Annotated in this window: 19 protein-coding genes and 1 tRNA gene; 11 read left to right on the plus strand and 9 right to left on the minus strand. The window is 61.7% G+C overall.

What is annotated here, in order from left to right; genetic code table 11:
• The first annotated feature begins 436 nt into the window (after positions 1–436).
• Together BLV61_RS27120 and BLV61_RS27125 are read left to right on the plus strand one after the other, a co-directional pair.
• Positions 437–1,102, plus strand: a complete 666-nt coding sequence (locus BLV61_RS27120) for a M24 family metallopeptidase (RefSeq protein WP_047527911.1) — start codon at positions 437–439, stop codon at positions 1,100–1,102.
• An 80-nt stretch (positions 1,103–1,182) separates the two neighbouring features.
• Positions 1,183–1,752, plus strand: coding sequence for a nucleotidyltransferase family protein (locus tag BLV61_RS27125; RefSeq protein ID WP_047527913.1), 570 nt, complete (start codon positions 1,183–1,185; stop codon positions 1,750–1,752).
• Positions 1,753–1,809: 57 nt separating this feature from the next.
• Here BLV61_RS27125 and BLV61_RS27130 read toward each other — a convergent pair whose 3' ends face one another.
• The 5 genes from BLV61_RS27130 to BLV61_RS27150 form a co-directional block, all read right to left on the minus strand.
• Positions 1,810–2,988 (minus strand): trans-sulfuration enzyme family protein, encoded by a 1,179-nt coding sequence (locus BLV61_RS27130; RefSeq protein ID WP_047527914.1) that lies wholly within the window; start codon positions 2,986–2,988, stop codon positions 1,810–1,812.
• Positions 2,985–4,361: a pyridoxal-phosphate dependent enzyme gene (locus tag BLV61_RS27135; RefSeq protein ID WP_090468597.1), complete on the minus strand. Its 1,377-nt coding sequence runs from the start codon at positions 4,359–4,361 to the stop codon at positions 2,985–2,987. The genes BLV61_RS27130 and BLV61_RS27135 overlap by 4 nt, the downstream gene beginning before the upstream one ends.
• 251 nt (positions 4,362–4,612) lie before the next feature.
• Positions 4,613–4,885, minus strand: coding sequence for a hypothetical protein (locus BLV61_RS27140; RefSeq protein ID WP_047527917.1), 273 nt, complete (start codon positions 4,883–4,885; stop codon positions 4,613–4,615).
• A 74-nt stretch (positions 4,886–4,959) separates the two neighbouring features.
• Positions 4,960–5,622 (minus strand): glutathione S-transferase family protein, encoded by a 663-nt coding sequence (locus BLV61_RS27145; RefSeq protein ID WP_047527918.1) that lies wholly within the window; start codon positions 5,620–5,622, stop codon positions 4,960–4,962.
• Positions 5,623–5,987: 365 nt separating this feature from the next.
• On the minus strand, positions 5,988–7,667 hold the full coding sequence (locus BLV61_RS27150) for a sigma-54-dependent Fis family transcriptional regulator (RefSeq protein WP_047527920.1): 1,680 nt from the start codon (positions 7,665–7,667) through the stop codon (positions 5,988–5,990).
• 384 nt (positions 7,668–8,051) lie between these two features.
• On the opposite strand from BLV61_RS27150, the gene BLV61_RS27155 reads away from it, so the two are divergent.
• The 7 genes from BLV61_RS27155 (at position 8,052) to BLV61_RS27185 (ending at position 13,782) form a co-directional block, all read left to right on the plus strand.
• Positions 8,052–8,354 carry a phenol hydroxylase subunit gene (locus BLV61_RS27155; protein ID WP_090468599.1) on the plus strand — a complete coding sequence of 101 codons (303 nt, stop codon included), beginning with the start codon at positions 8,052–8,054 and terminating at the stop codon, positions 8,352–8,354.
• Positions 8,351–9,346, plus strand: coding sequence for an aromatic/alkene monooxygenase hydroxylase subunit beta (locus BLV61_RS27160; protein WP_090468601.1), 996 nt, complete (start codon positions 8,351–8,353; stop codon positions 9,344–9,346). Before BLV61_RS27155 ends, BLV61_RS27160 begins: the two co-directional genes overlap by 4 nt.
• Positions 9,343–9,615 carry an MmoB/DmpM family protein gene (locus BLV61_RS27165; RefSeq protein WP_090468604.1) on the plus strand — a complete coding sequence of 91 codons (273 nt, stop codon included), beginning with the start codon at positions 9,343–9,345 and terminating at the stop codon, positions 9,613–9,615. Before BLV61_RS27160 ends, BLV61_RS27165 begins: the two co-directional genes overlap by 4 nt.
• A 50-nt stretch (positions 9,616–9,665) precedes the next feature.
• Entirely contained in the window at positions 9,666–11,201 is a 1,536-nt protein-coding gene (locus BLV61_RS27170; protein ID WP_090468606.1) for an aromatic/alkene/methane monooxygenase hydroxylase/oxygenase subunit alpha, read from the plus strand.
• A 121-nt stretch (positions 11,202–11,322) separates the two neighbouring features.
• Positions 11,323–11,682, plus strand: a complete 360-nt coding sequence (locus BLV61_RS27175; RefSeq protein WP_090468608.1) for a phenol hydroxylase subunit P4 — start codon at positions 11,323–11,325, stop codon at positions 11,680–11,682.
• Positions 11,683–11,692: 10 nt separating this feature from the next.
• On the plus strand, positions 11,693–12,754 hold the full coding sequence (locus tag BLV61_RS27180; RefSeq protein WP_090468611.1) for an NADH:ubiquinone reductase (Na(+)-transporting) subunit F: 1,062 nt from the start codon (positions 11,693–11,695) through the stop codon (positions 12,752–12,754).
• A gap of 125 nt (positions 12,755–12,879) precedes the next feature.
• The gene (locus BLV61_RS27185) at positions 12,880–13,782 is read left to right on the plus strand and encodes a SphA family protein (RefSeq protein ID WP_090468613.1); all 903 of its coding nucleotides are present in this window, start codon (positions 12,880–12,882) and stop codon (positions 13,780–13,782) included.
• Between the two features lie 117 nt (positions 13,783–13,899).
• Here BLV61_RS27185 and BLV61_RS27190 read toward each other — a convergent pair whose 3' ends face one another.
• Both BLV61_RS27190 and ppk2 read right to left on the minus strand, forming a co-directional pair.
• Positions 13,900–15,612, minus strand: a complete 1,713-nt coding sequence (locus BLV61_RS27190) for an amidase (RefSeq protein WP_090468615.1) — start codon at positions 15,610–15,612, stop codon at positions 13,900–13,902.
• 366 nt (positions 15,613–15,978) lie between these two features.
• A complete protein-coding gene (ppk2, locus tag BLV61_RS27195; protein ID WP_090468617.1) occupies positions 15,979–16,896 on the minus strand; it encodes a polyphosphate kinase 2 in 918 nt (305 codons plus the stop codon).
• 185 nt (positions 16,897–17,081) lie between these two features.
• On the opposite strand from ppk2, the gene BLV61_RS27200 reads away from it, so the two are divergent.
• Positions 17,082–18,017 (plus strand): Ppx/GppA family phosphatase, encoded by a 936-nt coding sequence (locus BLV61_RS27200; protein ID WP_090468619.1) that lies wholly within the window; start codon positions 17,082–17,084, stop codon positions 18,015–18,017.
• A gap of 191 nt (positions 18,018–18,208) precedes the next feature.
• Here the strand turns inward: BLV61_RS27200 and BLV61_RS27205 are convergent, their stop codons facing one another.
• Positions 18,209–19,267: an alpha/beta fold hydrolase gene (locus BLV61_RS27205; protein ID WP_090468622.1), complete on the minus strand. Its 1,059-nt coding sequence runs from the start codon at positions 19,265–19,267 to the stop codon at positions 18,209–18,211.
• Between the two features lie 157 nt (positions 19,268–19,424).
• Positions 19,425–19,835, minus strand: a complete 411-nt coding sequence (locus tag BLV61_RS27210; protein WP_047527942.1) for a (R)-mandelonitrile lyase — start codon at positions 19,833–19,835, stop codon at positions 19,425–19,427.
• A 335-nt stretch (positions 19,836–20,170) separates the two neighbouring features.
• On the opposite strand from BLV61_RS27210, the gene BLV61_RS27215 reads away from it, so the two are divergent.
• Positions 20,171–20,245, plus strand: a tRNA-Gln gene (locus tag BLV61_RS27215).
• Positions 20,246–20,321 lie beyond the last annotated feature (76 nt).

The raw sequence follows: 20,321 nt of genomic DNA on the forward strand, positions 1-20,321 counted from the left end.
CAGCGATGGTCGTTAACGATAACGCGTGTGGCCTGGTTAAACGCGGCGCACTGGCGTCCATCGCCAGCAAGCGGGCTCCCGCAGGTTGTGCGTTTGCCGGGCTCGCGTGCAGGGCCTTTCCTGGGCGGATTTTGATCTGATCCGTATTTTTCTGCGCTTTCTGCCTCTGTAACGTACTCAGCTGGCGCGCCACAATAACGGTACGGTCGGCAGTCGCCACCGTGATTGCACCGTACTTTCAAGCGGGAGGAAGACTTATGGGCAAGATGGCATTTTTTCTCGGTGGCTTTCTGATACTGACGATCCTGATCGGCGTGCTGGCCACTATTTCACCGGTTTAACGCTGCCAGGTCGTGACCCCTGCCTTGATCTTGAATATCGCAATATAAAAAGGTATACAGCGATCACATGCGCGGTCTTAAACAAGGAATGACTCATGACCATGGCCCTGAGCGGTAAAGAAGCGGTAGGCGAACGTTACGAACTGGAATCGATGCGCCATGCGCAGCAAATGACCTGGAAGGCGATCGATCAGATTGCCCGCGTCATCACTCCGGGCATGCGCGAGTCCGAGGCGCAGTTGCTCGGCAAGCAGGTGTTGTCCGAACTGGGCATGGATCGAATCTGGCATCCACTGCTGGTGCGCTTCGGTGCCAATACGCTCAAGACGTTCAAGCAGCGTTCCGATGGCGACCCGCAATTGGGCGAAGAGGACATTTTCTTCATCGACATGGGCGTGGTCTGGCAGGGCCACGAAGGGGATGCCGGCGCAACATTCACCACCGGTTCCGATCCGCAAATGATCGCCTGTGCGGCGGCGGCCAAGGATCTGTTTGACCGGGTCAAAAGCTTTTGGCGCAGCGAGCGGGTGTCCGGCGTGGCGCTTTATGACTATGCCGCCGCTCAGGCAACGGCCATGGGCTGGAGGCTCAATCTGGACATCAAGGGTCACCGGGTCAGCGATTTTCCCCATGCGATCTACCGGGGTGGCGACCTCGGGGATCTGGATCAATGCCCGAATACCGGCCTGTGGATTCTGGAAATCCAGATCGCCCATCCCGAGCGTCCCTTCGGCGCGTTCTATGAGGATTTGCTGATTTGACCGTCGAGTGAAGCGGCGTCCCGGGAAATTGCGCTATTGTCGCTGGCCAGCACTGGAGCGATTTACAAGGGACGAAGCACATGACATTGACTGTCGAAAGCCTGGTCAGCATCGCAATGACCAACCCCATCAACGCTCAATTGACCGCACGTTTGCCTGCACTGGGTTTGTCCGAGTGCATGCTCACGGCCGGTTGCCTGTTCCAGGCTGTATGGAACCATCAGGCGCAGTGGCCGGCCGCATGGGGTGTGAAGGACTATGACGTCTTCTACTTCGACGAGGATCTGTCCTGGGAGGCCGAGAATGAGGTCATTCAGTGCGCGCAGCGCCTGTTCCGGGACCTGGACGCCACCGTCGAGATCAGGAACCAGGCTCGCGTGCACCTGTGGTACGGCCAGCGGTTTGGCGGTGCCTATCCTCAGCTTCAGTCGGCCAGGGACGGAATCGATCGCTACCTGATCGCCGGCACCTGCATCGGTCTGGATGTTGAAACCGGCGAGCTCTATGCACCCAACGGCCTGGCCGACACCGAGCACGGCCTGCTGCGTATCAATCGCAAGAATCCCAAGCCGGAGCTGTTCGCGCAGAAGGCGAAAAGTTATCAGGCGCGCTGGCCCTGGCTCAGGATCGTTGAACCTGATATGCCGTGACCCTTTGCGCAGGCGAGAAGCGCTGGCAGCGTCTCCATCGAGCCTCTGCCGGCGACTTCAGATCCGCGCCAGCGCCTGAGCCAGATCCCCACGCAGGTCTTCGACATCTTCGACCCCCACGGACAAGCGCACCAGCGCATCGCCGATACCCAACTGTGCACGGGTGTCGGCGGGGATGGTGGCGTGGGTCATGATCGCCGGGTGCTCGATCAGGCTTTCCACACCCCCCAGGCTTTCGGCCAGGGCAAAGATCCGGACGTTTTCGAGGAACCGCCTGGAACCGGCCAGGTCGGTGTTGAGGTCGAGCGAAATCATCCCGCCGTAACCGCGCATTTGTCGTCGCGCCAGTTCGTGCTGCGGATGCGATGCCAGGCCCGGATAGTAGACGCGCGCAACCTGCGGTTGGCGCTCCAGCCATTGCGCCAGCTCCAGCGCATTGCTGCAGTGACGTTCCATGCGCAGCGCCAGGGTCTTGACGCCGCGCAGGGTGAGAAAGGCGTCGAACGGGCCGGCAATCGCGCCCACTGCGTTCTGCAGGAAGCCCAGGCGCTCGGCCAGTTCGGCGTTCTGCCCGACCACGGCGATGCCACCAATCACGTCGGAGTGGCCGTTGAGGTACTTGGTCGTCGAGTGCAGCACGATGTCGAAACCCAGCTCCAGCGGGCGCTGGATATACGGGCTGGCAAAGGTGTTGTCGGCCACGCAGATAATGCCCCGTGCACGGCAGATTCGGGCGATGGCGGCGAGGTCGGACAGGCGCAGCAGGGGATTGCTCGGCGTCTCGACCATGACCATCCGGGTATCGTCTTGCAGTGCCGCCTCGAACGCCGCCAGGTCGGTCAAGTCGACGAAGCTGAAGCGATGCCCGGCGCTGCGCTGGCGCACCTTGTCGAACAGGCGGAAGGTCCCGCCGTACAAATCATTGCCCGAGACCACGTGCGAGCCGGCGTCGAGCAGCTCCAGCACGGTGGAGATCGTTGCCAGCCCGGACGCGAAAGCGAAGGCCTGGGTGCCCCCTTCGAGATCGGCCACGCAACGCTCCAGTGCCCAGCGCGTCGGGTTGTGCGAGCGTCCGTAGTCGAGGCCTTTGTGCACGCCGGGGCTTTGCTGCAAATAGGTGGAGTTGGCGTAAATGGGTGGCATCAGCGCCCCGGTGGAAGGGTCCGGCGCCTGTCCCGCGTGGATCACCCGGGTGGCGAAGCCCTGTGGCGCGGCGTCTTTATCGTGCTGACTCATGCTAGGGATCTCCGTAAGTGATTGAGCATGTCGAACCGGGTAATCAGGCCATGAAAGCCCGACGCGTCGGCGATGATGGCCACCAGGCCGCGGTCGAGCTCTGCTTGCAGCTCGGCCAGGCTGGCGCCGGGCGGCAGGGTTTGCAGTTTGTCGGTCATCGCGCCGGCCACGGTCAGGCGAAATTGCGAAGCGTCCTGGTGCACACGCAGCAGAATGTCGGACTCGTCGATCACCCCGATCAGCCGCTGGCCATCGACCAGCACCGGCAGTTGCGACACATCCGCCAGGCGCATGCGCTGGAAGGCGGTGAGCAGGGTGTCATCTGGGCCGACGCTGATCACCCGGCCATCTTCGAAACGCCGCGCGATCACGTCGCGCAGGTCGCCGTAGCGCTTGCTCTGCAGCAGGCCCTGATCGGACATCCACTGGTCGTTGTAGACCTTCGACAGGTAGCGGGTGCCGGTGTCACAGACGAAGCTGACCACCCGTTTCGGCTCGGTCTGCTCGCGGCAGTATCGCAGCGCCGCGGCCAGCAACGTACCGGTCGAGGAGCCGCCGAGGATGCCTTCGGCGCGCAGCAGTTGCCGGGCATGATCGAAGCTTTCCTCGTCGCTGATCGAATAGGCGTGGCGCACGCTGGAAAGGTCGGCAATCGACGGAATGAAGTCTTCGCCGATGCCTTCCACCGCCCAGGAGCCGGGCGTCGGCAGGGTGCCATCGCGGCTGTACTGGGCCATCACTGAACCGACCGGGTCAGCCAGCACCATCTCCAGGTCCGGCTGCACCCGTTTGAAGAAGCGCGTCAGCCCGGTCAGCGTGCCGGCGGAACCGACGCCGACCACAATGGCGTCTACATCATGCTGGGTCTGCGCCCAGATCTCCGGGGCGGTGCTGCACTCGTGGGCCAGCGGGTTGGCCGGGTTGTTGAACTGGTCGGCGAAGAAGGCGTCGGGAATGTCCTGTGCCAGCCGCGCGGCGACGTCCTGGTAGTACTCGGGATGGCCCTTGCCGACGTCGGAGCGGGTGATGTGCACTTCGGCGCCCATGGCCTTGAGGTGCAAGACTTTTTCCGTGGACATTTTGTCCGGCACCACCAGCACCACCCGATATCCCTTGGCGCGACCGACCAGGGCCAGGCCGAGACCGGTATTGCCGGCGGTGGCTTCAACGATGGTGCCACCGGGCTGCAGGCGACCATCGCGTTCGGCGGTATCGATCATCGCCAGCCCAATACGGTCCTTGATCGACCCACCGGGGTTCTGCGATTCAAGCTTGAGGAACAGGGTGCACCGGCCGGTATCGAAACGGCTGACACGCACCAGCGGCGTGTTGCCGATCAGTTCGAGGACGGCGGGGCGGGAGTCGTTTGGCATGTCGTCACCTCCTGTGGAAATTCGCACTGGAAAGACAGAAACCAGCGGCGCGTCATCGCGCCATTTGTGGCAAATCTTCGTTTGGACCATAGGCCGGGAATGCCGGAGCCGCAACCTGAGGCGGCCAGTCGGTCATGTTGTTTGCCAATGCCAAAGGGCCCCGACAGTGGGGGAATTCCCTGAGTTTGGGCAGCTTTTGGGGGGCGGGGAGAGCAGCGCTGCGGCGTGGGTTTTACCGCAGGATTCGTCGTCTACAGGGTTGCCGCGATCATGACCAGGTTCAACGCCTGCATGAACGGCGTGATCGTCGCCAGGCCTGTGGCCTGTAGGGCGATCATGATTATCGCCTGCGCCGGATTCAGCGCCAGAGCGGCCAGCAGCTGAATGTCGGTAGTGACCCGTTCGGCAATGCCGATGGCCGTGGACGCTGCCGAGGTCAGCAATGACAGCGCCGATAACGTCGTCAGGACGATCACTGCCGCCACGGCAAGGATGAACACCGCCACCCATGCTTGCGCCCCCATGACTACCTCCGCTGCCGATTGTGCTGATGCGCACAATCAGCCAAAGCAAGGGACGGGCCAATGCCCGGCAGCGGCTAGCGAAACCGCTGCGCAATGGCCTCGGCAAATGGATAGAGCGAAAAGTAAGGCCGGGCTTCGTCGATGACCCGCTGGAACGACGGCCGCTGGGTCAATCGTTCGAAATACCCCTGCAAGTGCCGGCAGTCCGTGGGAAACGGCAGCAAGGTGCTGGCATAGAAAAGGGCCGGGCAGGCGGCGCAATCGGCCAGGCTGAAGTCCGGGCTGGCCACCCAGGTACGACCGGCCAGCTGGCGTTCGAGCATGCCGTAGGCGGTCATCAGCGCGGCGCGCTCGCGGGTCAGGTCGCCATGGGTCCCACGCAGGCGATCGGCAACGATCTGTTGCATCGGGGTCTGCACATGCAGGTCGAAGAAGCGGTCCCACAGGCGTACCTCCAGCGCGGTGTCCCAATCAGCGGGAATCAGCGGGTGCTGGCCAGCATGGAAGTGGTCCAGGTACTCGATGATGACACTCGACTCCGCCAGGTTGCGCTGGCGCGCGTGATCGCGGATGACCGGGAACTTGCACGGCGGCCAGAGTGCCTGGAGCACTGATCGGTCCGCCTCGTTGGTGAGGTCGATGATTTTCTTTTCGAATTCGATGGCCTGTTCGTAGAGCGCGACCAGCACTTTGTGGCAGTACGACGACAGCGGATGGTAGTAAAGAGTCAGCGGCATCTTTCAGCTCCGGCTTGCAGGGCAACCTTTGCAGTATTGGCCAAGGTCGGACAACACGCTTCTGTCACGCCTCGAAATGCTTGAAGCGTTTCGCAGTGCGCCAGCCGCCAACACCGCCATCCGTCACTTCCCAACCTTGATACCCATGGCCATTCATCGGGCGCGCCCTCGTGCGTGCGGAAGTTGGCGGCGAAAAACCGAATAACGATAAGAAATCACCGGGAACACCCCCCAGGGTATCGGGCAGCGGGCACCTTCAGGAACGTCGGTTTCTCGCTGCGCAATGGCCAGTCGAACACCGAAGGCGGCCGCGACGTTGATCAGAGCCGCTTCTTCGTCAACGACACGCGGTCGCTGTTGTAAGTCTAGGGGGACTTTTTCAGGCGGTACGCCAGCGCGGGCCGGGTCAGACCCAGCAGGCGGGCCGCCTCCGAGACGTTGTGCTGGCTGCGTTCCATGGCTGCCTGAATCAACGCATCCTCCACGCCGTCCAGGCCAATACCGCTGTCGATGATGGTGTCGATCCAGTCCTGGTCGCTGGCAAGCGCCGATTTGACCAGGCGTCCATCGCTGGCCAGGCCAATGCTTTCGGCCAGTTGCGGTGAATGCGGGAAGAGGGCGTCGACGGTGATGCTCTGGTTCTCGTCGGTGATGATCACGCCGCGCTCCATCAGGTTTTCCAGCTCGCGGATATTGCCGGGCCAGTCGTAGTGCAGGCACACCTGCAGCGCCCGGTCCGACAGGCCCAGGGTTTTTTTCTTGTAGCTGGCGTGGAGTTTTTCCAGGAAGTGATCGATCAACAGCGGGATGTCTTCGCGGCGTTCGCGCAAGGCCGGAATGCGCACCGGGAACACGTTCAGGCGGTAGAACAGGTCCGCCCGGAAACGCCCTTGCTTGACCGCGTTTTCCAGGTCTTCGTGGGTCGCGGTGATGACCCGCACGTCGACCTTGCGGGTCTGCGAATCGCCGACCCGTTCCAGCTCCTCTTCCTGCAAGACCCGCAGCAGCGAGGCTTGCGCGCGCGGGGTCAATTCGACGATTTCATCGAGGAACAACGAGCCGCCATTGGCCCGCTCGAAACGCCCCATGCGCGATTGCTGAGCACCGGTGTAGGCGCCTTTTTCCACGCCGAACAATTCGGCTTCGATCAGGTCTGGCGGGATGGCCGCGCAGTTCAGCGCGACAAAGGGCCCGCCGGCCCGTTCGCTGCGCAAGTGCAGGCTCCGGGCGATCACTTCCTTGCCCACGCCGGTCTCGCCCAGCAGCAACACCGAGGCCTTGCCCAAGGCGACCTTGTCGATCAGTGCACAGGTCCTGCGGTACACCGCCGACTGGCCGATGCCGTAGAACTTGCCGGCCTCGATCTGCAAGCGCTGGCGCATGTTGGCCACTTGCACCTGCAGCGCTTGCAGTTCATCGATGATCGGGTCGCTCTGGAAGTAGTGCATGATCTCTTCGGCGTCGTCCCACTGTTCGGCGGGCTTGCCGATGATCCGACAGTGCTCGTCGCCGCAACCGCGGCAACTGACCTCCTTGTAGATGATCTGCCGGCCGAGGAAAAACGAGCTGTAGCTGATGGCATAACCGAGCAGCATCCAGCACACCGGCTGATCGGAGTGGAGGTTCTCGGTCTGGCAGTTTTCCACTTCGAAGGAGTCCTGCCATTCGATATCGGCGTAGAACTGGCCGTTCTCCAGATCGATGTCGATGGTCTGCGGGCGCACGTTGACCATGCCCTTGAGCGAGTGCAATTGCGGGCCGGTGAAGAACATGTCCACATCACTGCCCTGGGGCCGCAACTTGCGCGCCAGCTCCGCATCCTTGAGCCCGGACTGATAGCCCAGGCGCAGGAAAAATCCCTTGGCGCGCTCGACGCCGAGCATCTCGATCAACTCGCGTCTGCACGATGCCATCATCGAAACCTGGATCAACAACATGCGTTGTTCATCCAGCCAGATTTTCCCTTCGCTACCGAGAAAGCGAACCTGGTCGCTCAGATCCTTGAGCGACGGCGGGTGCTGGGTAGCCTTGTACGTGGTGATCATTCAGTTCGCCCCTGATTTGTAGTTATTGGGGTGGCGATGCGGTCCGCCCAGGCTTTTGGCGGATTGTTCCAGGCATCGTAGCGACCGTGGTTTTTCAGGCAAGGCAAGGTCGCTTTTTCTTTTTCTAAGCGGCCTGAAAGCGGACCAAAAGTCAATCGCCGGATGATCGCTCATTTGCTCGAAGGGGCCGGGGGCGATTGATCAAATGATCAATTTGCCGCTGCCGGGGGCTTGCCCGGCAGCCGGTCTTGAACCCTGCCCGGTGCTGGGTGCGTTCGTTTAACTGATTGTTTTTAAACAAATAAAAAATCAATTTCGAACGATTTTCCGTCGCTGGCACCCTTGTTGCTCCGTACCCCGACCATACCAAGGGAGTACCCGAGCATGAGCCAACCTGGCAGCACCTTCGATCAGATGCCGCGTTACATCCGTGTACGCAGCGAGCCTGACGCCACCTTCGTCGAATTCGATTTCGCCATCGGCTATCCCGACCTGTTCGTCGAGTTGGTGCTGCCGCGTCAGGCGTTCCAGCAGTTTTGCGAAAACAACCGGGTGCAGCACATGGATGCGCAGATGTCCGAGGCCCTCGACGCCGATGCGCAGAAGTGGCGCTACGGCGAAACCCGCGACGCTGATCAGGTCGCCGACCACCCAACACAACAAAAACCACAGGAGTCCACTCCATGAGTGTCGAGATCAAGACGACGACCGTCGAGACGATCCGCAACACCTTCAGCCACACCCGTCGCCGCTTTGGCGACAAGGTGGCCAGCCGCTATCAGGAAGCCAGTTTCGACCTGGAGTCGGCGACCAACTTCCATTACCGGCCGCTCTGGCAGCCAGACAAGTTGCTTAACGACGCCACCCGCACGGCGGTGGTCATGGCCGACTGGTACACCGTCAGCGACCCGCGCCAGTACTACTACGGGGCCTACGTCCAGGCCCGGGCCAAGATGCAGGAAAACGCCGAGCACGATTACGCGTTCTGCGAAAAGCGCGACATGCTCGCCGGTCTGTCCGGCGCCAATGTCCAGCTGATCAGCACGCTGTTGTTGCCGCTGCGCCACGCCGAGATGGGCGCCAACATGAACAACAGCAACATCGCCGCCGATGGTTTTGGCACCAGTGTGACGCAGATGCACATGTTCCAGGCCATGGATCGCCTGGGCATCGCCCAGTACCTGTCGCGCATCGGCCTGATGCTCGACGACGGCGATGTCCAGTTGCTGGCCCAGGCCAAACAGCAGTGGCTGAACGACCCGGCATGGCAGGGCATGCGCCGCTACGTCGAGGACACCCTGGTGGTGCGTGACTGGTTCGAATTGACCGTGGCGCAAAACCTGGTCAGCGACGGCCTGGTGTACCCGCTGCTGTTCCACAAACTCGACGAACAGCTGACGGCCAACGGCGCCGGCCAGGTCGGCATGCTGACCGAATTCATGCGCCTGTGGTTCGCCGAAAGCCAGCGCTGGGTCGATGCCCTGCTCAAGACCGTGGTCAACGAAAGCGCGGCCAACAAGGCGCTGGTGCAAGGCTGGATCGATCACTGGAGCCATCGCTCGGTCGAGGCGCTGCAAGCGCTGGCGGCCCTGGGGCTCGATCCATCGGCGCTGGATACGGTGTGCAGCGAATTCGACTCGCGCCTGAAAAAACTCGGCCTGACAGGAGCCCAAGCATGACTTCCCTCGTTTACATGAACCTGCAGGACACCGACTACGCGCGCTCGATCGTCGACGCCATCGTCCAGGACAACCCCCATGCCGAGATCCAGCACCAGCCTTCGATGATCCGCATTGAAGCCCAGGGCCGGCTGGATATCCGCCGCGAGACGGTCGAGGCGCTGACCGGCAGCGTCTGGGATATCCAGGAAATGCTGATGTACGTGATCACCCTGGGCGGCAACGTCGTGGAAGAGGACGACAGCTTTTCCCTGTACTGGAACAGCTGATCCGTCGCCGACCGCCGTTTGATCCATCACAAGAATTCGGGAGTGCCATCATGGCCGTGAAAAAACGCCTTAATGCCAAAGAAAAATACCGCTGCATGACCCGTGACCTGGACTGGGAGCCGAGCTACCAGACCCACGAGGACATCTACCCCCATGAGCGTTTCGAAGGAATCAAGATCACCGACTGGGACAAGTGGGAAGACCCGTTCCGCCTGACCATGGACACCTACTGGAAGTACCAGGCCGAGAAAGAGAAAAAACTCTACGCGATCTTCGATGCGTTCTCGCAAAACAACGGCCATACCACGCTGTCGAACGCCCGTTACGTCAACGCGCTGAAGCTGTTTCTGTCCGGTGTCACGCCACTGGAATACCAGGCCTATCAAGGTTTCGCCCGGGTGGGCCGGCAGTTCAGCGGCGCCGGTGCACGGATCGCCTGCCAGATGCAGGCCATCGACGAACTGCGCCACGTGCAGACGCAGATCCACGCCATGAGCCACTACAACAAGCACTTCAACGGCCTGCATGACTTCGCTCACATGCACGACCGCGTGTGGTTCCTCTCGGTGCCCAAGTCGTTCTTCGAAGATGCACGCACGGCCGGTCCGTTCGAGTTCCTGACGGCGATTTCGTTTTCGTTCGAGTACGTGCTGACCAACCTGCTGTTCGTGCCGTTCATGTCCGGCGCGGCGTTCAATGGCGACATGGCCACGGTGACCTTCGGCTTCTCCGCGCAGTCCGACGAGGCGCGGCACATGACCCTCGGTCTTGAGGTGATCAAGTTCCTGCTCGAGCAACACGAAGACAACGTGCCAATCATCCAGCGCTGGATCGACAAGTGGTTCTGGCGCGGCTACCGCCTGCTGACGCTGGTGGGGATGATGATGGACTACATGCTGCCGAACAAAGTCATGTCCTGGTCCGAAGCCTGGGGCGTGTATTTCGAAGAGGCCGGCGGTGCGCTGTTCAAGGATCTGGAGCGCTATGGCATCCGCCCACCCAAGCATGTCGAAGAGGCCAACATCGCCAAGGACCACGTCAGCCATCAGGCCTGGTCGATCTTCTACCAGTACAGCCAGGCGACCAACTTCCACACCTGGATGCCGACCGACGAGGAACTGGACTGGCTCTCGGAAAAGTACCCGGACACCTTCGACAAGATCTACCGTCCACGCTTTGAGCACTGGCGCGCGCTGCAGGAAAAGGGCGAGCGCTTCTACAACCCGACCTTGCCGATGCTCTGCCAGATCTGCCAGATCCCGCTGTCGTTCGGCGAGCCGGATGACCAGACCACCCTCAGCCATCGCAGCGCCGAGCACGAAGGCGAGCGCTATCACTTCTGCTCCCAGGGTTGCTGCGACATCTTCGAATACGAGCCAACCAAGTACATCCAGGCCTGGTTGCCGGTGCATCAGATTCTGCAGGGCAACTGCGGTGGTGCGGACGTCGAATCGGTGGTGCGCGATTACTACAACATCAATCCCGGCCAGGACAACTTTGAATACCTGGGTTCCACCGAGCATCGGCGCTGGCAGGACTGGCACCCGAACGATCGCAACAGCACACCGGCCACCTCGAAACCCTAACCATTGTGGGAGCGAGCCTGCTCGCGATAGCGGCTGAACATTCACCTGTATGGGTGGCCGTTAGTTAGCTTCGCCGGCAGCCGACTCCTGCAGTCGACCGAAAACAAGAAGGAACAAGACCATGCCCGTGACTGCCATCGGCGCCTACGACGCCCAACCCCTGGACCGCCAGGAAAATTTCCATGGCCTGCAACTGGTGTACCTGTGCTGGGAAAGACACCTGATGTTCTGCGCCCCGTTTACCTTTCCGCTGCCCCCGGCGATGCCGTTCAGCGACTTCCTCGAGCAGGTGGTCAAGCCTTCGATTTCTCAGCACCCGGATGCACCTCGGGTCGATTTCGCCCAGGCCCTGTGGCGCCTCAACGATCAGCCGTTCACCCCTGACCTTGAGGCGAGCCTGATCGCCAACGGCATTGATCACAAGAGCCTGCTGCACCTCGACACCCCTGGCTTGAACGGCATTGCCGGCACCTTTAACTGAGGACACGGAGATGAGCTACCAAGTAACGATCGAACCCACGGGCGAGCAGATCGAAGTGGAAGAGGGCCAGACCATCCTGCAGGCCGCCTTGCGCCAGGGCGTCTGGCTGCCGTTTGCCTGCGGGCACGGCACCTGCGCCACCTGCAAGGTCCAGGTGCTCGAAGGCGAAGCGGACCTGGGCGCGGCCTCGTCCTTTGCGCTGATGGATATGGAGCGCGATGAAGGCAAGGTGTTGGCGTGCTGTGCCATTCCGCAGAGCGACATGGTGATCGAGGCCGATATCGATGCCGACCCGGATTTCCTCGGGCATCCGGTCGAGGACTACCGCGCGGTGGTCAGTGCACTGGTGGACCTGTCGCCGACCATCAAAGGCGTGCACCTCAAGCTTGACCGGCCCATGGCCTTTCAGGCGGGGCAGTACATCAACCTGCAATTGCCCGGCATCGAAGGCACGCGGGCCTTTTCCCTGGCCAATCCACCGAGCCGTGCCGATGAAGTTGAACTCCATATACGGCGGGTCGACAGCGGCCTGGCCACGGGCAAGATTCACGACGACTTGAAGGTCGGCGACAGGGTGGATCTGTCCGGGCCGTACGGCCAGTTTTTCGTGCGCACCTCGCAAAGTGGCGACCTGATCTTCATCGCCGGCGGCTCCGGTTTATCGAGCCCGCAGTCGATGATTCTTGACCTGCTGGAAGCCGGCGATAGCCGCCAGATCGTGCTGTTCCAGGGCGCGCGCAACCGCGCCGAACTCTACAACCACGAACTGTTCGAGGCGCTGGCCCGGGAGCACGCCAACTTCACCTATGTGCCGGCGCTCAGTCAGGCGGTCGAGGATTCCGACTGGACGGGGTTCAAGGGCTACGTGCATGACGCCGCGAAGCAGCACTTCGACGGTCGCTTCAACAACCGCAAGGCTTACCTGTGCGGGCCGCCGGTGATGATCGATTCGGCCATTACCTGCCTGATGCAGGGGCGGTTGTTCGAACGCGACATCTTCATGGAGCGCTTCTATAGCGCCGCCGACGGCAGTGAGCAAACCCAGCGTTCGGCTTTGTTCAAACGCATCTGACACAGCCCTCGACCCACTGTGGGAGCGAGCCTGCTCGCTCCAACCAGTAATGGAACCTGCCTTCTCGACACCCTGCGAGCGGGCAGGGCGTGCCTGACCGATAACAACAATAAAGGTTGAAACGAATGACTCGCAGAACAAACAAGCTGCTCGTGATCTCTACCCTGGCCAGCGTCAGCGCGGCGCTCGCTGTCCCGGTGCACGCCACCGAAGGCGGAGGAACGTCTTACCCCTTGGGCGCGGAAAACTACATGTCCGGGGCGATGCCGCCACCGGGCTTCTACGGGCAACTGTTCGTCAATCACTATGAGGCCGACAATCTGCGCGGCAACGACGGCAAGAAACTCCCGGTGGATTTTCGCGTGCGCGCCAACGCCATCACCCCACGGCTGATCTGGGTCAGCGATTACACCCTGTTTGGCGCCAGCGTGGCGCTGCACGCGATCGTCCCGCTGGTGGACCTCAAGGTCGATCTCAACGGTCAGTCGCAAAGCAAACAAGGCCTGGGGGACGTGATCTTCGGACCGGCACTGGGCTTTCACCACAGCGAGAAATTCCACAGCATCCTCGCCCTGGACATGATCGCCCCCACCGGTCGTTATGACAAAGGCGACCTGGCCAACATCGGGCGTAACTACTGGGTGATCGAGCCGGTCTATGCCATGTCCTACGTCGACCCGAACGGGCTCAACCTCGATGCCAAGGTGATGTACGACTTCAACCGCGAGAACCCGGCGACCGACTACCGTTCGGGACAGGAGTTTCACGTCGACTATGCCGTCGGCTGGGGGCTGGGTAATGGTTGGGTGCTGGGCGTGGGTGGCTACTACTACCGACAGACCACCGATGACCGCCAGAACGGCGAGACGGTCAAAGACAACAAGGGTCGGGCGCTGGCCATCGGGCCGTCGATCAAATACACCAGCAAGGAGGGATGGTTCGTCACCGGGAAGTGGGAGCAGGAGACCGAAGTGCGCAACCGGGCGCAGGGCAATGCGTACTGGATGAAACTGACCGTGCCGTTCTGACACGGTCTGTGATCAACGCATAATCCTGTGGGAGCGGGCTTGCCCGCGAAGCGGTGTATCAGACGCTATTTAAGTCGTCTGACACCCTGTATTCGCGAGCAAGCTCTCCCACACCCTTTATCGGCCGCCAGACAGCGGCGGGGTGCGCGGCGGGATCAGGCGCTTGGACCCGGTCGATTCGAACGCCGAAGCAAAACGCAGCAGCGCCGAATCGTCATAGGCACGACCGGCGAAGGTCAGGCCGACGGGCATGCCAATGTCGGGCATCACACCCATTGGGACGGTAACCGTCGGCACGCCCAGGTGGCGGATGGCGAGGTTGCCGTTGGCCACCCAAACGCCGTTGCTCCAGGCGATATCCGCCGACTGCGGGTCGACATCGGCATTGGCCGGCGCCACGTCGGCGACGGTCGGGAACAGCACCGCGTCGAGCCCCTGGCGATCCATCCACTCCTCGAGATCGATCCGCCGGGTCTGTTCAAGACCACGCAGGCCGTCAGGCACCGTGCTGATCTGGTCCCACGGCGTAATGCCGCGCTCTGCCATCTTCACGTATTCGTCCATGCCGGCGGCCAGGTCGCCCTCGCGGTTGGGCAGCGTGCCCGGGTCGTGCGGGAAAATCAGCGGCCCGTCGACGTCGACCAGACGGTTGAGTTTCGGGTCGCCGTTGGCCTGCAGGAAATCATCGAAGGCCCAGGCCGTCAGGTCCCACAATTCGTGGTGCAGGAACTCTTTGGAGACAATGCCGCGGTTGAACACGGTCGGCGCACCGGGACGATCACCTTCGCAATTGGAAACCAGCGGGAAATCGACTTCGAGCACTTCGGCGCCAGCAGCTTCCAGGGCCTCGCGCGCTTGCTGCCACAGCCCGATGACCGAATCACGGGTGATGATGCGTTGCCCGGTCGGCCCGCCGATACCCGGTGCATCGCTGGTGCCGGCTTCGGCATCGGCGTTGATGTACATGCGCGGAACGCCGAAGCGCTTGCCTGCCAGTGAGTCGGACTTTACGGCAAGTTCCTGATAGGAAGCCGGACGCACCGAGGCAACGCTCGGAATCGGCACCCAGGGTTGCAGGCGCCACAGGTCGCCACGGGTGTCGGGATCTTGCGCCACCACCACGTCGAGGACCTCAAGCAGGTCGGCCATGGTTCTGGCGAACGGCACGACCACGTCCATGGTCGGCGTCAACGGCCAGTTGCCGCGCACCGAAATCACCCCGCGTGAAGGCGTATAGGCGCACAAACCGTTGTTCGAGGCCGGGCCACGGCCACTCGACCAGGTTTCTTCGGCCAGGCCAAAGGCGGCGAAGCTGGCAGCGGTGGCCGTGCCGGCGCCGTTCGACGAACCCGAGGCGAAAGGCGCGGTGAGGTAGTTGGCGTTGTACGGGCTCTCGGCACGGCCATAGACGCCCCGCTGCATGCCGCCATTGGCCATCGGTGGCATGTTGGTCTTGCCCAGGCAGATCGCCCCGGCACCGCGCAGGCGCTCGATGGTGAACGCGTCGCGATAGGCAATCAGGTCCTTGAAGGCCGGACTGCCCGAAGCCGCCGTGAGTCCCTTGACCAGGTAACTGTCCTTGGCCGTATAGGGAATGCCATCAAGCGGACCCAGCGTCTGGCCCTTGGCCCGACGGGCATCGGAGGCCTGCGCTTCAGCGAGCGCTTCAGGGTTGCGCACCACGACCGCGTTGAGGGCGGTGGGCGTGTCGGTGCCGTCGTACGCATCGATCCGGGCGAGATAGGCCTGGACCAGCTCAACCGCCGTGGTCTGGCCGGACTCCAGCGCAGCGCGCAGTTGGGCGATGGAAACTTCAGTGACCTCGATCATGCCGCCACCGCCGCTTGCTGATGGGCGACACGGTGATGGCGGCCATCACACAAGGTCTTGGACACAGCGACATCGCTTTTCTGAAAATGGGTGTTCATATCGGTTCTCGTTGCACGGCGTTCCGCGACGCGGGCTGTTTTTTTGGCTGAGCGCTGTATTTTGCACCAAGTCGGGGGGAGGGCAATCGCTATAAAGGACGGTCTGACCTTGTCGGGTCTGGACGAGGGTCAGTCGTCGCCGTTGTAACTTGTCGTTCCGGACTCGGCAACGTCTGTGAATGATCAGGTATCAGGCAAAAAAAGCTGCCTTGGGAGGCAGCAGAAAAAACAGCACGGCTTATGGGGGCGAGCCCGAGTGGCGCTGCGCCTAGTAGACCTGAGGCACAATGATTTCCGGCGGCGTGGGATTGCGCGAGTAGTCTTCCTGGCGCAAGCGTTCAGGCAGTTCGATGGCCGGCATTTCCACTTCTTCATAGGGCATTTGCCCGAGCAGGTGGTGGATGCAGTTGAGTCGGGCCTTTTTCTTGTCGTCGGCTTGCACCACCCACCAGGGCGCTTCGGCGATGTGGGTGCGTTCGAGCATGATTTCCTTGGCTTTGGTGTAGGCCTCCCAGCGCCGGCGGGACTCCAGGTCCATGGGGCTGAGTTTCCATTGCTTGAGCGGGTCGTGAATGCGGCTGAGAAAGCGCAGGTGCTGTTCCTGATCGGAGATCGAGAACCAGTATTTGATCAACTGGATCCCGGAGCGGGCGAGCATGCGTTCGAACTCCGGCACGGTGCGGAAGAACTCTTCGTATTGGTCGGCGTTGCAAAAGCCCATGACCTGTTCAACCCCGGCGCGGTTGTACCAACTGCGGTCGAACAGGACGATTTCACCCGCGGCCGGCAGGTGTGAGACATATCGCTGAAAGTACCACTGGGTGCGTTCGCGGTCGTTGGGGGCGGGCAGGGCGGCCACCCGGCACACGCGAGGATTGAGGCGCTGGGTAATGCGCTTGATCACGCCCCCTTTGCCGGCGGCGTCGCGGCCCTCGAACAGGATCACCACCTTGTGGCCGGTTTTCACGACCCAGCTCTGCAACTTCACCAGTTCGCCCTGCAGGCGGAACAGCTCGCTGAAATAGCGTCGCCGCTCTTGCTTTTCGGGGGTGTCGCTGAGGTGATCGTCAAACAGCGCATTGAGGTCGTGTCCGTCCTCCAGTAATTCCAGTTCCAGTTCTTCGTCACTGTGATCGAGCAGCTCGCGATGAATGCGTTGCATCAAGGTGTCGTTGGTCAAAAGCATGATGGGAACTCCCGACGAAGGTGGAAGTGCCGATGCTAGCCCTGGGGATGTGACGGCCTGGTGACGATGGGATTCAGCAGAAAATGATCCCGGTGTCATCTGACTGTCACCGAGCCCGTGGCAACATCCTCGCACTCCGCGTTGAGCGGCCCACGGGCTGTCGAATTTGCCAGGGAACCCCCACCATGAAAGGCGATGCCTCACTCTTTGCCGCTATTGATCTGGGCTCCAATGCGTTTCGCCTGATGATCGGCCAGTCGGTCAAGCGCAATCAGCAATTGATGATCCAGGAAGTGAAAACCCTGCGCGAGCCTGTTCGTTTGGCCGAGGGTTTCCAGGGCGGCGCGCTCGACGAACTGGCGCTGGACCGTGGCTGGCAGGCGCTCGCGCGCTTCGGCAAAAAGTTGCGGGGTTTCGAGGCCGGGCGAGTGCGGGCGGTGGCGACCAGCGCGGTTCGCCAAGCCGACAACGCCCCCTTGTTTCTGGCCAGCGCAGAGCGGCACCTCGGGTTCCGCATTGATGTCATTTCCGGGCACGAAGAGGCCCAACTGGTGTACGCCGGCGTTGCCCATACCCTTCCTGATACCCAGCGCATGCGCCTGGTGGTGGATATCGGCGGCGGTTCGACCGAACTGATCCTGGGCCAGGGCGCACAGCCATTACTCACCGAGAGCGTTGCCGTTGGCAGCGGCACCGTGGGCGCGCGTTACTTTCCGGGAGGCGCGATCAGCGCACGGGCGTTGCTGGAAGCCGAGCGTGTCGCCACCCTGCAATTTGAAAGGGTGGCGCGCCGTTACCGTGCCAAGGGTTGGCAGCAAGTCATCGGTTCTTCAGGCACGGCACGGATGCTGGCCAAGGTGCTCAAGGCCAACGGGCTGAACGACGACGGTCAAGGCGGCGTGACCTATGGCGGTCTCTTGCGCCTGTCGTTGCGCCTGCTGGAAGTCGGGCATGTCAAGCAGCTCAAGCTGGCAGGTTTACAGGCTCATCGTTTGAGCATTCTGCCGGGTGGTCTGGTGGTCATGCTGGCGGCGTTCAAGGTGTTTGGCGTCTCACACATGACGCCGTCCGAGCCAGGGTTGAGATTGGGTGTGCTGCATGGGCTGATGTCGAAACACTGATCCCCTCTGTCCCCCTGGAGGAGCTGGCCTGTCGAGTCGCCGCATCGCAGCGATGGTCGTTTTCCTGTGGGAGCTGGCCTGTCGGATCGCCGCATCGCAGCGATGGTCGTCAACGATGACGCGTCTGGCCTGGATGAATGCGGCGTCCTGGAGTCCATCGCCAGCAGGCTGGCTCCTGCAGGTATCGATCATCAAAGATGATCGGCGTCGATCACGGCCTTGGCGAACGCTTGCGGATCTTCCTGCGGCAGGTTGTGGCCGATGTTGCCGTTGATCAGGCGAAATTCGTACTTGCCGGTAAAGCGCTTGGCGTAATCCTCGGGGGCAGGGTGGGGCGCGCCGTTGGCATCGCCTTCCAGGGTGATGGTCGGCACTCCGATGGACGGCGCGGTGGCCAGTTTTTGTTCCAGGGCTTCGTAACGGGATTCACCTTTTACCAGCCCCAGGCGCCAGCGGTAGTTGAACACGGTGATGTCGACATGGTCCGGGTTTTCCAGCGCCTTGGCGCTGCGGTCGAACGTGGCGTCATCGAACGCCCATTTCGGCGAAGCCGTTTGCCAGATCAACTTGGCGAAATCGTGGGTGTTTTTCTCATAACCGGCACGGCCGCGATCAGTGGCGAAGTAAAACTGGTACCACCACTGCAATTCAGCCTTGGGCGGTAGGGGGTTCTTGCCGGCCGCCTGGTTACCGATCAGATAACCACTGACCGACACCAATGCCTTGACCCGTTCCGGCCACAGCGCCGAGACGATGTCGGCCGAGCGCGCGCCCCAATCATAGCCACCGAGCACGGCTTGCTTGATCTTCAGCGCATCCATGAAGTCGATAACGTCACTGGCCAGCGCGGCCGGTTGACCATTGCGCAGGGTTTTATCGGAGAGGAAATGCGTATCGCCATAACCCCGCGCGTAGGGCATCAACACGCGATAGCCCTTGGCGGCCAGCAAAGGAGCGACCTCGTCATAGCTGTGAATGTCGTATGGCCAGCCGTGCAGGAGAATCACCACCGGTCCGTTGGCCGGGCCCGTTTCGGCATACGCGACATTCAGCAGCCCGGCGGTGACATGCTTGAGCGGGCCGAACGGAGAGGGCGTCGTATAAGTCGCACCGGCTTCGGTCTGAGCGGCGGCGTTCGACTGCGCGTGGGCCGTGCCGAGCACGCCGAACAGGCTGAGGGCGAGGAGCGAGGCGCCGACCAGGTGACGGCGGGTTTTCCCGTTTTCGTGGTTCCGCAGTGCCATCGTCATGGGGATGTCTCCGTTGCAAGCCGTTGGTCAGGGGTTCTGGATGATCCCCTTCAAACCTTGCCTGCATTTGAGCGCGGCGATGTATCTGGCCTGTGTCGGTGGGCAGGCCAGATGCAAGCGGATGTATCGCGATGTCACCCGGATACACTGTGATACATCATTGCGCGGGCGGGCCGACGTTGTATTCCTCGTCCGTGACTTTTTCCATCCAGACCACACTCACACCGTCCAGCGCTTCCTGGACGCCGATGTGGGTCATTGCGGTGGTGGCGCTGGCGCCGTGCCAGTGCTTGTGGTCAGGCGGGCACCAGATGACATCACCGGCACGGATTTCCACGATCGGTTCGCCTTCGCACTGGGTCCAGCCGCAGCCGGCGGTGACAATCAGGGTCTGCCCCAGCGGATGGGTATGCCAGGCGCTGCGTGCGCCGGGTTCAAAGGTGACGCTGACGACGGAAACCCGGGCGGGTGACGGAGGGGCGTTGAGCGGGTCCATGCGGACGGTGCCGGTGAAGAAGGCTTCAGGGGCTTTTATCGAGGGCTGCGAACCTACGCGCTTGAGGATCATGATCGGGTCCTATTGATAAATGAACAGGAGGAGGTCAGTGCGCCCAGGTTCAGTCATCCGCAGGGGTGGTCGACGCTTTGATGACGACCCAAGGGGGCATTCAGCACAGCCGTATCAATCTGCGCCTGCCTGTGCGCGAGCGCAACGTGCGCACCCGGTCATTCTGTCTGGAAAGGCAAAAAACACCGTCGAGGGTGTTGCGTTTAACCTTGTTTAATAATAACTGGCTGTTTTCAAACAAATATTTTCTGTTTGGGCTTCACAGCTGCGAAGAAAGTTGATAAATTTCCGCCCACTCTCGCACAGGGCCTCACGGGCCTTTAAGTTGCAGATACAGGGGCGTCGCCAAGCGGTAAGGCAGCAGGTTTTGATCCTGCCATGCGTTGGTTCGAATCCAGCCGCCCCTGCCATATTCCTTGCTCATCCAGGTTCAACTCAGTCGGCAGCCAAGACGCGGGTTGAGGATGATCATGAAAAAACGCCAGT

The organism is Pseudomonas mohnii (assembly GCF_900105115.1).
Classification (GTDB): domain Bacteria; phylum Pseudomonadota; class Gammaproteobacteria; order Pseudomonadales; family Pseudomonadaceae; genus Aquipseudomonas; species Aquipseudomonas mohnii.